Annotated in this window: 15 protein-coding genes; 6 read left to right on the top strand and 9 right to left on the bottom strand. The window is 42.9% G+C overall.

Going from position 1 to position 12,023, the window contains the following annotated elements; all coding sequences use genetic code 11:
* Positions 1–23 precede the first annotated feature (23 nt).
* The gene (malQ, locus tag HWQ23_RS00760; RefSeq protein ID WP_292822869.1) at positions 24–1,532 is read right to left on the bottom strand and encodes a 4-alpha-glucanotransferase; all 1,509 of its coding nucleotides are present in this window, start codon (positions 1,530–1,532) and stop codon (positions 24–26) included.
* 243 nt (positions 1,533–1,775) lie between these two features.
* On the opposite strand from malQ, the gene HWQ23_RS00755 reads away from it, so the two are divergent.
* A complete protein-coding gene (locus HWQ23_RS00755) occupies positions 1,776–2,207 on the top strand; it encodes an NUDIX domain-containing protein (RefSeq protein ID WP_292822868.1) in 432 nt (143 codons plus the stop codon).
* Between the two features lie 120 nt (positions 2,208–2,327).
* Here the strand turns inward: HWQ23_RS00755 and HWQ23_RS00750 are convergent, their stop codons facing one another.
* Together HWQ23_RS00750 and HWQ23_RS00745 are read right to left on the bottom strand one after the other, a co-directional pair.
* Entirely contained in the window at positions 2,328–2,771 is a 444-nt protein-coding gene (locus tag HWQ23_RS00750) for a type II toxin-antitoxin system VapC family toxin (protein WP_292822867.1), read from the bottom strand.
* A 2-nt stretch (positions 2,772–2,773) separates the two neighbouring features.
* The gene (locus HWQ23_RS00745; protein ID WP_292822866.1) at positions 2,774–3,082 is read right to left on the bottom strand and encodes a hypothetical protein; all 309 of its coding nucleotides are present in this window, start codon (positions 3,080–3,082) and stop codon (positions 2,774–2,776) included.
* 200 nt (positions 3,083–3,282) lie between these two features.
* Here HWQ23_RS00745 and HWQ23_RS00740 point away from each other — a divergent pair, with 200 nt between their 5' ends.
* Genes HWQ23_RS00740 through HWQ23_RS00730 form a run of 3 tightly spaced genes read left to right on the top strand, consistent with a single transcriptional unit; the run spans position 3,283 to position 5,265 of the window.
* Positions 3,283–4,578: a Rid family detoxifying hydrolase gene (locus HWQ23_RS00740; protein WP_292822865.1), complete on the top strand. Its 1,296-nt coding sequence runs from the start codon at positions 3,283–3,285 to the stop codon at positions 4,576–4,578.
* A gap of 13 nt (positions 4,579–4,591) precedes the next feature.
* A complete protein-coding gene (locus HWQ23_RS00735) occupies positions 4,592–4,846 on the top strand; it encodes a hypothetical protein (protein ID WP_292822864.1) in 255 nt (84 codons plus the stop codon).
* Positions 4,843–5,265 (top strand): type II toxin-antitoxin system VapC family toxin, encoded by a 423-nt coding sequence (locus HWQ23_RS00730; protein WP_292822863.1) that lies wholly within the window; start codon positions 4,843–4,845, stop codon positions 5,263–5,265. The genes HWQ23_RS00735 and HWQ23_RS00730 overlap by 4 nt, the downstream gene beginning before the upstream one ends.
* A gap of 19 nt (positions 5,266–5,284) precedes the next feature.
* On the opposite strand, the gene tumA is transcribed toward HWQ23_RS00730, so the two are convergent.
* Positions 5,285–5,584 (bottom strand): antitoxin TumA, encoded by a 300-nt coding sequence (gene tumA, locus HWQ23_RS00725; protein ID WP_292822923.1) that lies wholly within the window; start codon positions 5,582–5,584, stop codon positions 5,285–5,287.
* A gap of 207 nt (positions 5,585–5,791) precedes the next feature.
* Between tumA and HWQ23_RS00720 the strand changes: the two genes are divergently transcribed.
* Complete coding sequence (locus HWQ23_RS00720; protein WP_292822862.1) at positions 5,792–6,265, top strand: hypothetical protein; 474 nt, start codon at positions 5,792–5,794, stop codon at positions 6,263–6,265.
* A 33-nt stretch (positions 6,266–6,298) separates the two neighbouring features.
* Here the strand turns inward: HWQ23_RS00720 and HWQ23_RS00715 are convergent, their stop codons facing one another.
* On the bottom strand, positions 6,299–6,619 hold the full coding sequence (locus HWQ23_RS00715; RefSeq protein WP_292822861.1) for a hypothetical protein: 321 nt from the start codon (positions 6,617–6,619) through the stop codon (positions 6,299–6,301).
* Between the two features lie 378 nt (positions 6,620–6,997).
* Entirely contained in the window at positions 6,998–8,794 is a 1,797-nt protein-coding gene (locus HWQ23_RS00710) for a multicopper oxidase family protein (RefSeq protein ID WP_292822860.1), read from the bottom strand.
* A 474-nt stretch (positions 8,795–9,268) separates the two neighbouring features.
* Here HWQ23_RS00710 and HWQ23_RS00705 point away from each other — a divergent pair, with 474 nt between their 5' ends.
* Complete coding sequence (locus tag HWQ23_RS00705) at positions 9,269–9,535, top strand: hypothetical protein (RefSeq protein WP_292822859.1); 267 nt, start codon at positions 9,269–9,271, stop codon at positions 9,533–9,535.
* A 659-nt stretch (positions 9,536–10,194) separates the two neighbouring features.
* On the opposite strand, the gene HWQ23_RS00700 is transcribed toward HWQ23_RS00705, so the two are convergent.
* From HWQ23_RS00700 to HWQ23_RS00690, 3 genes are all read right to left on the bottom strand, one after another.
* Positions 10,195–10,560, bottom strand: a complete 366-nt coding sequence (locus tag HWQ23_RS00700; protein ID WP_292822858.1) for a hypothetical protein — start codon at positions 10,558–10,560, stop codon at positions 10,195–10,197.
* 351 nt (positions 10,561–10,911) lie between these two features.
* Positions 10,912–11,577 (bottom strand): (2Fe-2S) ferredoxin domain-containing protein, encoded by a 666-nt coding sequence (locus tag HWQ23_RS00695; protein ID WP_292822857.1) that lies wholly within the window; start codon positions 11,575–11,577, stop codon positions 10,912–10,914.
* A gap of 76 nt (positions 11,578–11,653) precedes the next feature.
* Positions 11,654–11,899 carry an Asr1405/Asl0597 family protein gene (locus HWQ23_RS00690; RefSeq protein ID WP_292822856.1) on the bottom strand — a complete coding sequence of 82 codons (246 nt, stop codon included), beginning with the start codon at positions 11,897–11,899 and terminating at the stop codon, positions 11,654–11,656.
* Between the last annotated feature and the right edge of the window lie 124 nt (positions 11,900–12,023).

Raw genomic sequence — 12,023 nt, 5'->3', positions numbered from 1 at the left:
CTTGTCTCCCCACTCCCCACTCCTCATTGTGCTTGCGGGGCGCGTCCATTGAGTCTGGTAAGAACTTTTAAGCGATCGCCTAATTCTTGTGTCAACGCTGACGCTTGATAGCGCCACTCCCAGTTACCCTCAGCAACACTGGGAAAATTCATCCGCGCTTCGTTTCCTAATCCCAAAATATCTTGCAAAGGAATAATCGCTTGGTTGGCTATGGAACTCAAAGCTAGGCGAATTAAATCCCAGTGGATGCCTTCAGGACTAATACAACCTAAATAAAGCAAGAGGTTTTGCTTTTCGTTGTCGTTGGCTGAATTAAACCAGCCTACAGTTGTGTCATTATCGTGAGTCCCGCTATAAACTACAGCATTTCGCGGGTAATTAAATGGTAAAAATGGATTACCGGGATCAGAACCAAAGGCAAACTGCAAAACTTTCATCCCAGGAAATTCATACTTGTCTCGCAGCGCATCTACTTCTGGTGTAATTACTCCCAAATCTTCCGCCAAGACAGGTAGTTTGCCCAACTTCTGTCTAATCACTTCAAAAAAAGCATCACCAGGCGCTTTCACCCATTTACCATTCATGGCAGTTTGTTCGCCTTTGGGCACAGACCAATAAGCCTCAAAGCCTCGGAAGTGGTCAATGCGAATTATATCTACATAATCCAGCATTGCCTCAAAGCGCTGTACCCACCATTTAAAGTCTTGTTTTTGCAATTCCTCCCAGTTATAAACCGGGTTTCCCCACAATTGACCGGTGGCGCTAAAGTAATCTGGTGGAACTCCTGCCATTTGGGCAGCAACTCCTGTCTCTTCATCTAAGCAAAAGATGTCGGGATGCGCCCACACGTCCGCGCTATCGTGAGCTACGTAGATGGGGATATCGCCGATAATGTCAATGCCACGCATATTGGCGTAACTTTTTAGGTCTGACCACTGGCGGAAAAACTCAAATTGGACGAATTTGTAATAAAAAATCTCTCCATTCAGCCGACGCTCTACATCAGCTAATGCTTCCGGTTCCCGCTTCACAAGTTCTCGATCCCATGTATGCCAGCTTGCATTGTCGTTAGCATCTTTGAGCGCCATAAATAAGGCGTAATTATCTAGCCAATAGGCTTTACTATCGCAAAAACCTTCAAACTCTTTATGCTGGATAGGCGTAGCATTGGTTCTAAAGTTTTCACAGGCTTTTTTGAGTAACCCAATCTTAATTGGCACAACCTGCTGGAAATCTACCTTTTCTACCGGAAATCCTGGTAAATTAGCAAAGTCTTCTTCAGCTAGCAAACCCTCATCTAGGAGTTTTTCTGGATTAATCAGCAGGGGATTTCCTGCCATTGCCGAGTAGCACATATACGGGGAATTGCCGTATCCAGTAGGGCCTAAGGGTAAAACTTGCCAATATTGTTGATGGCTCTCTTTGAGAAAATCAATGAAGCGATAGGCTTCTAAGCCTAAATCCCCAATGCCAAATCGACTGGGGAAAGAGGTAGGATGCAGCAAAATACCACTGGATCTAGGAAAAGGCATATTTAACCTGAATTATGGAAGGAAGCAATTGTCTGATCAACACGCAATGCGATCGCCCAAGGGGCAGTGGCAAAGCCAATCGCATTGAATTTATCATGCTACGTTCAGCTTTGAAAGCTGCCGGTAGTAGGTAGCGGGGAGTGAAGAGTCGAGAGTGGGGGGGCAAGGGGAATAACAAATGCCCAATGTCCAATTCCCAATCCCTAATTAATCCAAAATCTAAAATCTAAAATCCAAAATTGCATGGCTTACCGAAATCCTACACCGACAGTTGATATCATCATTGAATTAGTAGATCGACCTCATCGGCCAATAGTGTTAATTGAAAGACAGAATCTACCCTTAGGTTGGGCTATTCCTGGTGGTTTTGTGGATTATGGGGAAGCTGTGGAAGTGGCGGCGCGGCGAGAAGCCCAGGAAGAAACGGGTTTGCAGGTGGAGTTAGTTGAACAATTACTGGTGTATTCTGACCCCAATCGCGATCCGCGTCAGCATACGATTAGCATTGTGTTTTTGGCGACAGCTACGGGTGAACCAAAGGCTGGGGATGATGCTAAGGGTGTAGGAGTTTTTGAGTATTGGCGAGTGCCTAATAATTTATGTTTTGACCACGATCGCATTTTGCGCGATTATTGGCGATATCGGCATTATGGGATACGTCCGAGGTTGGGGTAGGAGGAACGAACCGCGAAGGCGCGAAGGGCGCAGAGAGAAGAGGGGAGAGGAATATCTGGAATTCCCCAACATACAGTTTGTGTAAACGTTCTGTAGAAATAGGTTGGTGTTGGGAGGATGTCAAAGCCAAGATTCTAAGACTAAGGTTTGTACTTGTTGTATCCTTTGAAAATCGCTGTCTCCTGAGACGACGGTGAGGTTATAGTGCAGAGCAGTTGATGCTATCCACAAGTCGTTATCACTAAAACCTAATTCTTGAACTGTAAACTTTCTACGCTTTGCTTTATCTTTGGGGCCAAAATGTTCGACAATTTCCCCTTTGAGGCTACCGTAAACATCGGCAACCCCTCCACTAATGGGATAAAGGTCAATGGTTTGCAGAAAAGTTCTGACAAAGCGAAGATTTGCTTCTTGTTGAGAAGACTTTTGCACCATGTAAAGGAGTTCACCTTGCACAATCACGCTAGTTGCAACTCCTAAGCCGATGTGTTCTTGTAACCGACGAATGATGTTTGTTTCTCCGAAAATGATCCGGCTACAATGATTGGTGTCTAAGAGGTACATCACTAAAATTCAGCCGGGGAACGAGTTTTGTAAACAAGTTGCAAGCACTCCTCAAAATCTTCCCCTTGCCAGGTTCCGGCAAATTTTAGCAAGTCTTCTGCTTTAGAGCCTCTAATAATTGGTGTTGCTTCCTGTATTTCCGGTTTTGTTTCATGACTGGAAGTATCATCATTTTTTTCCGTTGACAGGTCAACAGATATTTCCTCGGTTCCTGGTTTGGTTTTGAGAAAACGCAAAAAATCTAGCGTTTGGGCTAGTAGAACATCTGAGGATGATTCAATTTCTTGGAGTAATAGTTCTTTAATATTCATCGATATTTTGCAGTCTGTCGTAATAGTATTATACGAGTGCGATCGAGATGCAGACCTGACGGCATTATGGGATACGTCCGAGGTTGGGGTAGAGGGACGAACCGCGAAGGCGCGAAGGGCGCGAAGGAAGAGGGAAGAAGAATACCTGTGACACAAAGTTTTTGTGATTATACTGTGTCAGTGGTATTCAAAGGTGCATTATGGATGCTAAGGAACTTTTGGAGAAATACGCCGCAGGACAACGGAACTTTCAGGGAGCAGTACTGGCAAATGTAGACCTCAGAAATACAGACCTAATTGAAATAGACTTATCGAATACCGACCTGATTGGTGCAAATTTTAAAGGTGCAGATTTAAGTAAGGCAAACCTGACAGAGGCAATAATTAACGGAACCGATTTTAGTAAGGCATGTCTGACAGCCGCAAATTTCAGTAAAGTAAATGGTAAAGAAATTTGGTGGAAGCGGGAACTGCAACAGCCGTCAGCAAACTTTAGTGGCGCAAACTTAAGCAGTGTTAACTTAAGTGAAGCAAATCTAGGTAGTGCAAACTTGAGTCACGCTAACTTAGACAAGGCAAATTTAAGTAATGCAAATTTGAGTAATGCAAAACTAAGAGAAGTGTCCTTGGTAGGAGCAGATTTGAGTAATTCAACACTCAGTAATGTAGACTTTAGTGGAGTTTCCCTAGTAGGAGCAGATTTGAGTCGAGCTAACTTACAGGGCGTAAACTTTCAAAAGGCAAATCTACAGGATGCTAAACTGCAAGCAGTAAATTTAAAGAATTTTAATCTATCAGGCTTAAATTTGGCTGGAACTGATCTGGCTGGAGCCAATCTCACACAGGCAAACCTCAGACAATCTTCTCTCCAAAGGGCAAATCTGGAGAGAGCAGTTCTGCAAGGAGCAGATTTGAGAAAGGCAAATTTGAAGGAAACAAATTTGACCAGAGCAGACTTGACTGATGCTACTACTTATGGATGGCTAATTGAGGATGCTGACTTCAGTCGTGCAATAATGCCAGATGGAGAAGTCTACAAGCCGATTGCTCCTGAAGCGGAAATCGGTAAACAGGAAACATCGTTAGAGAAAGTAATATCTATGACTCGTAAAGTAATTAATACTGAGAACGCACCCGCTCCAGTCGGCCCTTATAATCAAGCGATCGCAGCTTCAGGTCAATTTGTATTCGTCGCTGGACAAATTGCCATCGATCCCCGCCTTGGTGATGTCGTCTACACTGATGATGTCAAAAAGCAAACTGAGCAGGTAATAGCTAATCTTCAAGCCATCCTCACAGCATCTGGTGCGACTTTCCAAGATGTAGTGAAGACCACTGTATTTTTAGCTGATATGAATGATTTCGCGGCGGTGAATGCCGTTTATGCTAAATATTTCCCGGAAGATACAGCCCCAGCGCGGGCTTGTGTTCAGGTATCGCGCTTACCTAAAGATGTCTTAGTAGAAATTGATGCGATCGCAGTAATTAGCGGTTAGAAGGAAGGTATCAATGAGCAAAATCTTAACAGTTATATTTGATGGTTCTGTTTTGCGACCAGATATACCACTTGATTTAGAGCCAAACAAGCGCTACGTAATTACTATCGTTTCTGAGGATATTAACTCATCTGAAACTAAAGCGGCTGATGTGTGGGATGTATTAGAAGATTTAACGGGAACAGTTGATGCACCCGAAGATTGGGCAAGTCAACATGACCATTACCTGTATGGCACACCAAAACATCAGCCTGAAATTAACACATGACAGGTGAGCGAATATTTTTAGACACTGTTTTTATCCAAGCGTTACTAAATGCACGCGATCAATACCATATCAAGGCTAGAACGCTGCTACCGCGTGTCCAAAGCGCCGTAGAAGTATGGTTAACTGAAGCTGTTTTAATTGAAGTTGGTAATGCTTTGAGTGCTTTTAATCGCACAGCAGCGATCCGATTTATCCAGCAGTGCTATCAAACATCAAATATGTGTGTTGTGAGTGTAGACACAGAACTCCTCAACCGTGCTTTACAGCTCTATCAGTCCCGTCTAGACAAAACTTGGGGACTAACTGATTGTATTTCGTTTATTGTCATGCAAGATCAGGGCTTAATCATTGCAGCAACAGCCGATCAACACTTTGTCCAAGCAGGTTATCGAGCGCTTTTACTGGAAACAGAAGCTTGAGTTATCATGACTTGAAAAATTAGAACTTCAGCAGCAGAGTTGGGAATTGGCAATTGCAAGTATTTTTGAGTGTTCCCCTCTGATAAATGCGATCGCTATCTTTGAGTTTGCTCTTTATATCTTGGTGTAGAGCTAGATAATGTTGATAGTTTCCTGCCCATTCGACAAACACTTCATCGTCAGAAGTTTCTCCTTGGCTATATTTGGCAAAAAAATCTTCTGAATTCATTTGGTACTTTATTTCATAGGTATTTAACTGTTTGCTAAGGGCAATCAGCGCATCTAGTGAAGATGTATATTCGATGATTTGTTTACGCATTGATTTCTGCATTCAGTTTCATTAGTTTATACTAAACACTTTTATCACTTCATCGTCGAGATAGTTGATTTTTAGTTTAAAGCAGGGAGAGGTTTATCAAACTTGCGTTAATTATCTATCAACAATAGCGTAGGCGTAGCCCGTCGTAGACATCGCCTCTACAATTTTGGGAATACTGAATACAAGTATCCTAAAGTAGTATTAAAAATGGCAGAAAATCGTATCAGTGCCAACTTAGCCCCAGCAGACAAGGAAGCAGTCATGCAGGCGATCGCTACAATTAGAGAAAAGTTACCATTTTTGATTGATTTGACCCCTGAAGACCGGCGAAAAATGTTGAAGATGGGAGATAAAAGTCGAGCTTTTGTCAGCAAAGCTTTAGAAGTTGCGACACAAAACCCTAATTTTTTGCCTCGTTCTTTTGATTTGGAAGAGATGCGCCGAGATTTAGGGATATTTGAGGACTTATATCCGGTGCTTTTGTCTCTAACACAACTGCAAGAACTAGTAGATGATACCTGTATAGCTGCTGCTAGCGAAGCGTATGCCGCAGCATTAGCAATTTATAGCTATGCCAAAGCTAGCGGTGATGTCACAGGTTTAGATGCAGTTATTGATGAGATGGGACGCAGGTTTAACCGCCGTTCTAAGAAAAAGCAACCCGAAGTCCCAGTTAGCTAAAGTCTAAAGTAGGCGATTACAGCAGTTGTAAATTTAGTAAAATATACGCAATTTGTAGGGGCATAACAATGTTATGCCCTTTTCGCGTTTTGTATCCCAAGATTTTTGTAACCTGCGAAGGCAGGTTTTGTTTGTGTAGCCGCGATTTCTAATCGCCAAAGCATTTTTGAGCCTCAGAAGGTCAACATCGAGCCTCAGAAGGTCAACATCGAACCTCAGAAGGTCAACATCGAACCTCAGAAGGTCAACATCGAACCTCAGAAGGTCAACATCGAACCTCAGAAGGTCAACATCGAACCTCAGAAGGTCAACATCGAACCTCAGAAGGTCAACATTGAGCTTAGGGATTTCCAAGAAATAAATTATCCATCTTGTGGGGTGGGCATCCTGCCCGCCCTGAATATGGGACGGGTGGGGACACCCATCCCACTACAAAATTTGGGATGTTTTTTTATTTGTCAGTCCCTTAAATCAAGGTTACACGTAAAAATTACCCCTGCTCATATCTTGCACCTAGCCCTGGCGATTAGAAATCGCACGCCAGTTGCTCATGGGGGAAACCCCCAAGACCGCACTGGCTTGGCTATACAAACAAAGTCCGCCTACGCGGACTAATGCAAAATTAGGGTTTTCAACCCGCGCAGGCGGGTTTTGGCTGTGTAGCCGCGACTTCCAGTCGCCTGGTGCAAGATATGAGCCTGCTCATTTGACGACGATCTGACTATTTTCGCGTTACTTCCTCTTGACTTCAATAGATGCCATCATACCCTTGTCTTCGTGTTCCAAGATATGGCAGTGGTAAACAAAAGTACCTGCAATACTTGTACCATTCTGAACGCCTCGGAAATCCATTCGCAGTTTCACGCTGGGAAACGGGGTGTTTGGGTTCCCGTTCCAAATAGGTACATTGATTGTGTCGCGCATCATCCCGATTTCACTCGCATCGGAACTGTTCAAGACGAGGAAGTGGATTTGGTGGATATGGAAAGTATGGATTACCAAACTTCGGTTTTCCACGATCCAATCCTCAGTCGTTCCCTCCTGAACCGTGATATCGGGAGTCTTGAAGTTTGGATCATAAACTTTAGGCTTATTTGGCTCTACTGTGATGTAATACTGCTCTGGTTCTACACCAGCAGCTGTTTGAGAGAAGTAGAGCTTGCGCTGTTTTACAGGCTTGTTCTGATTTATTCCAGAAAAGCGATCGCCCGATACCTTGGTTAAGTCAACCCTTAACTCAGGATTTGAGGCTGAAGCAGATGATGCCGCTTGCGTCTGAATTCTAGCGATCGTTCGTTGTGGGTTATTATAATTTTGTGCCCCTGTGTTATATTTGAGCGTCAAAAACTTGGCATCCGCGACCGACGCTTGCGGGCCTTTGATCATGAACTCTGCCCTTCCGGCTGGGGGTACAAGAATGTGGTAGACCGATTTAGTCTGGTTCTGCAACTGACTATTAGCATTGATAGGAACACCATCCATCGATACTAATTGAAGCGGTTGAGCAATGCTATTGTATTGCAGTTGCAAGTCAAAGAAGGTATCCGCCGCAGTATTAGCCACACGCCAAAACTGTTGTTCATTGGGTTTCATTTGAATGATCGCTGGCGGATCGTAAATACCCCCACCTTTATACCTAATTGGAACTGAGTTGATGGAAATATCCCTCGCTGGTTGCTGATAGTCAAAATATTTTAATAGCTGCGTATCACGCAACACAAACACCCGTTCTGGAAGTTGAGCAGCTTGCTTGTTATACTTCCCGATGCCTTCAATAATAATCGCACCTGTTAATCCACTCAGCACTTGAGCTTGACTCTGCATGTGGACGTGTGGGTGATACCAATATAATCCCGGTGGCTCTCCCTGTGGAATACTGACATTGTACTGGAAAGTCTGTTTCGGCTCAACCACCGTCCGCACAACTTCGTCCTGATGGCATTTTGAAGATATACTCAAGCCATGAAAATGCAGGTTGGTTGAATTTGGGGGTGCCATTCCTCCAGGATATTGGCGCTGACAGTTTTGGTCTTGTATTCCTTTTGCTTGACCTGGTAATTGGTTAGTCAATCTCACTACTAAGTTTGCGTTACCTGGACTCATCCTCAGCGTTGGTGCTTGCAAGTTACCATTGGCAACATAGCAGTTTTGCTTAGGGGCAATGTTGACAACCGTAAAGTTTGCCGGATGAGCGGCATCAGGATTGCGGATTTCTGGTGGGTTTTTGACAATGCTTCCCACAGGCGGTAGAGCGCAAACAGAAGATGAGGATATGGTTTGCGCCCTCACTTGTAACGCATATATCACAACAACAAGAGCAACAAAAAGACTGCCAGCAATCTTCAACAGTTGCCGCAGTTGTCTTTGCTTCAATACCCTTGGAAGTGCTGCAAGCTTTAATGCTATTCGTCTAATAATTCTGGTCATGAATGGTTTGGTTTTTCCCTCAAAGAAGTTAATTAGCACTTGCCATGTATATTTTCCAGGTATGGAATAAACAGCTAAGTAAGTGAGCGAGGAAATTTCCAAATATATAAGGAAATATAAATTCGGCAGATACCTTGCAAATTAGTTATTTCACCGTTTTTTCAAAACTAAACACATATTGGTTTTATCGTGCCTACCTACTTATTTAGATTTAAATAAGCTAAAAAATATTTCCTAGTGGTGCAGATTACAGACAAAATTAATCTATTAGAATATGGTTTATAGATGCAAGCTATTGACTATAACTTTATGGAAACTTCAAATCTGACGGCAAAGTATAGACATAAAACAATATCTGTAACACTAATTAATTCCCACTTCGTCTGAATTCCAAAAAGACGCAAAAAGCTATTAATAGGAAACTTTGGATCACAAGCTGCATTGCTAGGCTAGCAAGAACCGCAGGCATCACTTCATTCCTAACTTTTGTCAAGTATTTGCAAAAGTTGGGAATGAAGGTAAAAACCCTGCACTAAGGTGTTCCACATTTAACTTGCTCCCATTAGGGCGGGCAAGATGCCCACCCCACAAGAGTTAGGTTTAATTAGGTTATGCAATTTAGATGTTTTTCAGCTTACTACCGCACGGCGGAAGTCACGCATTCAAAAGTATTATGGAATAGGCTTTTTATGGATTTTAAATGGTTGCTCTATTTACGCCGTGGTGTACTACGTTGTTAGGCTGTGGGTAATTGATCATAAAATTCCGGTTCAATATCTGGTACTTTCGCCAAAGCTGCGTCATATTTTTCTCGACTGCCGAGCTTTGCTAACTCCCCTATAGGGCTTACGCACTGTACAAATGCATCGTGATGTGCAATAAATTCTATTGAGGAAGTTTTCAGGCTTTTCTTAATTATCCTGCGATGCCTACGGCGGTAAACTACGTAAATAGATCATGCTGTGCCCCTACAGCATGATATGGTTTTTAACCTTGATTCCTATTTGGTATTTCTTGTCAATGTGTAAGTCCTACCCTAAATAAATTTCATCTACGACTAATCACAATTGCTTAGTAGGCAAGCATAATTAAATGTAATATCTGTCATTGCGTTCGCCTCCGGTCTGTCTGCGACACGCTATTCGCGTTCGTAGAGAGGAGGAACGACGAAGGCGAACAGGGTGCCGCAGACAAGCGATCGCAATGACTAACTCACATTGTTACGGGCGATAAACGGCATTTGTTACCTCTACACCAAAACATCTGTAGCTCAACTGAGCGCTCATCGCCCTTGTAATCACAAACTGCATTGCGTAGTGCTGTGCCGCTACCGTGTATAGGACGCTCTAAGGGGGAAAATTCAAAGTCTCTGACGCCACATGCTTCTCCCTCTCGTGAGACGCGCAATTTCCAAGTCGGGAAACCGCACCTGTAGCAGTCGCTCCTCTTTTTAGGAGAGAGATGAAGAAGAGAGGTTTTCCAGATACCGTGAAAAGTCAGGTCTAAATCCACTCAAACCCTTGTATAACTAAAAATTCTTTAGCTGGTTCCAAAATATCTTTCCTTAAAATCAGGCTGACTTTTGGAGAACTAAGATACAAACGAAAACGCTCAATAAATAGTTGGTTAGCAGGTTCAATTTTCCTAATGGCACTCCAGGGAATCAACAACGGCGTAAGTCCCAAGCTAAACAAGGGGAAAATACTCAAATAAATCCCTTGAGGATTTATACCAACATTTAAAGTTCCTTTGTAGTACACCAAACCCACAGAACCGGTGTTCATTCGGCAGAAGTTTAGTGGCGGCGCTTCTTGGGTGCGGTAGAGTTTAGCGAGACGATTCCAGTCATGACGGAATAGAAAAATCATGACTATCGTGATAAGTGGAAAAAAAACGATGTATATCCAATCAGGGATATGTGGCATTTGTTTTTAAACGATTGATGATTAACGCTTTCACTGTAAGCGATGTCTAACGACAAGCCTCAGTGCGTCTCCCTACTCACCAATCAACCACGTTCCCTTGAATCTTTACAAATTATCGAAGCATCCCGATTAAAAATTGCTCAATAGAAACCCTATTAATTCAAAAAACTGGCCTTAGTTAAAGCCAGTTTTTTGATTTTGTTGCAAACTTTTATCAAAGCTTACGGCCGAGTATTAAGGGAACACACTTGAAAAGATATTATTAAACTTTCTCATTAAAATGTCAATATTTCACTACTTATTTCCGCAAAACTTGCTATTAGGTATCGCTGCTTGCCTTAAATTCTCAGGCTGCGCTTCTAGACTCTTGTTACCAAAATGCTGCTTCATTAGCGCCGGGACTTGTGAAGCTTGAATTCGGCTATGGCGCGTTTTATCTGGCATTACTAGGTTAGGCCCAGCTTTACAGTTCTTCATACAACCAGTGCCCTTGATTGTAACTTGGTCTTCTAAACCGCGATCGCTTAAAGCAGCCTCCAACGCCTGACAAACCGCTTTACCACCGCGTTTCATGCAATCAGACTTTTGACACACCAAAATCGTGGCTTTAGTCTTAGCTGGTTTTACCTTGACATTATCAATAGATGGGGGTTCTTGTACTGGGGCGATCGTTTCAACTCTCCCCATCTCAGAACGCGCCGCCATTACACGTTCAGCTTTCAGTGTAACTGTGCCGTTCTTCAAATCATGTTTTTTGTAACCAACAACTTGTAACCAAGTCCCTGGTGGTAAGCGCAAGTCAAAAGTAGCCCGTAAATGTTTAGCTAATTTAATGTAAGACTCACCCTCATGAGTCCCCAGCAGTAAGCCTTTAAGCTTATAGCCATCTTTAATAACAAAATTTATAAACCTGCCTTCAAGGCAAAATTCTGATACTTCTGTACTCTGAAATACACCCATTTTTTTGACCTCCTTTTAACTAGTACAAGCTATCAAGCGAGAGATTCTTAGCAGTAGCCACAGATTATAACTATTGCTAACGACTATACCAGCAGCGTTCAAGAGTCAAAATCTGGTCTTGACGGAAGGCTGTAAATTGCCGTATCACACTCCAAAGTTGAACAGCCGCAATAGGATTGCCAATTTCAACTTTCAATGGCTGGTTAGCCGCACAACTACAGGGAATGTCTAACTCCTTTAGGCGTTGATAGACTTGCCACCGGTCTGCCCAATTCACCTCTACAAGGTGCTTTATTTCTATTTCTGAACTAAACGATTTCAAGCGAATTGCCCTCAAAGTGCAACAAACTTGCAGTAACTACTACGATTTAACTCCCTGCTTTTTGAAAGTCTTAGGAGTTTAGCCTGTTAACACTAGCATACATTAAGTGCAAATAATTATCATT

Origin of the sequence: Nostoc sp. JL33 (genome assembly GCF_017114985.1) — a bacterium.
Classification (GTDB): domain Bacteria; phylum Cyanobacteriota; class Cyanobacteriia; order Cyanobacteriales; family Nostocaceae; genus Nostoc.
This window is presented reverse-complemented; position numbering and strand designations above follow the sequence as displayed.

Excerpts from the sequence above, each read along its gene's own strand:
- malQ (WP_292822869.1), bottom strand. The coding sequence starts at position 1,532 with ATGCCTTTTCCTAGATCCAGTGGTATTTTGCTGCATCCTACCTCTTTC.
- HWQ23_RS00755 (WP_292822868.1), top strand. The coding sequence starts at position 1,776 with ATGGCTTACCGAAATCCTACACCGACAGTTGATATCATCATTGAATTA.
- HWQ23_RS00750 (WP_292822867.1), bottom strand. The coding sequence starts at position 2,771 with ATGTACCTCTTAGACACCAATCATTGTAGCCGGATCATTTTCGGAGAA.
- HWQ23_RS00745 (WP_292822866.1), bottom strand. The coding sequence starts at position 3,082 with ATGAATATTAAAGAACTATTACTCCAAGAAATTGAATCATCCTCAGAT.
- HWQ23_RS00740 (WP_292822865.1), top strand. The coding sequence starts at position 3,283 with ATGGATGCTAAGGAACTTTTGGAGAAATACGCCGCAGGACAACGGAAC.
- HWQ23_RS00735 (WP_292822864.1), top strand. The coding sequence starts at position 4,592 with ATGAGCAAAATCTTAACAGTTATATTTGATGGTTCTGTTTTGCGACCA.
- HWQ23_RS00730 (WP_292822863.1), top strand. The coding sequence starts at position 4,843 with ATGACAGGTGAGCGAATATTTTTAGACACTGTTTTTATCCAAGCGTTA.
- tumA (WP_292822923.1), bottom strand. The coding sequence starts at position 5,584 with ATGCGTAAACAAATCATCGAATATACATCTTCACTAGATGCGCTGATT.
- HWQ23_RS00720 (WP_292822862.1), top strand. The coding sequence starts at position 5,792 with ATGGCAGAAAATCGTATCAGTGCCAACTTAGCCCCAGCAGACAAGGAA.
- HWQ23_RS00705 (WP_292822859.1), top strand. The coding sequence starts at position 9,269 with ATGCCCACCCCACAAGAGTTAGGTTTAATTAGGTTATGCAATTTAGAT.
- HWQ23_RS00700 (WP_292822858.1), bottom strand. The coding sequence starts at position 10,560 with ATGATTTTTCTATTCCGTCATGACTGGAATCGTCTCGCTAAACTCTAC.
- HWQ23_RS00695 (WP_292822857.1), bottom strand. The coding sequence starts at position 11,577 with ATGGGTGTATTTCAGAGTACAGAAGTATCAGAATTTTGCCTTGAAGGC.